We start from the raw sequence: 334 nt of genomic DNA, 5'->3' as shown, positions 1-334 counted from the left end.
CCGCTGCCGACTACCCGCGCGACCAGCTGCTGCACCAGGCCTTCGAGGCGCAAGCCGCTACGCAGCCTGACGCCATCGCCCTGGTGTGCGAAGGCCACAGCCTGAGCTACGGCCAACTGAACCGCCGCGCCAACCAGCTGGCCCACCACCTGCTGGCCAGAGGCGTGCGCCCCGACGACCGGGTCGCCGTCTGCCTTGAACGCGGCCTCGATCTGGTGGCCGCCCTGCTGGCCATCCTCAAGGCCGGCGCCGCCTACGTGCCGGTCGATCCGGCCTACCCGGCCGATCGCATCGCCCACATGCTGGCCGACAGCGCACCGGTCGCCGTGCTGAC

Annotated in this window: 1 protein-coding gene; it reads left to right on the top strand. The window is 72.2% G+C overall.

Going from position 1 to position 334, the window contains the following annotated elements:
• Nucleotides 1-334 (top strand): AMP-binding protein (locus RUGAMON1_RS32715; RefSeq protein WP_445234434.1); only part of this gene is annotated, 334 nt, incomplete at both ends.

The organism is Duganella rhizosphaerae, assembly GCF_040364205.1.
GTDB lineage: Bacteria > Pseudomonadota > Gammaproteobacteria > Burkholderiales > Burkholderiaceae_D > Rugamonas > Rugamonas rhizosphaerae.
This window is presented reverse-complemented; position numbering and strand designations above follow the sequence as displayed.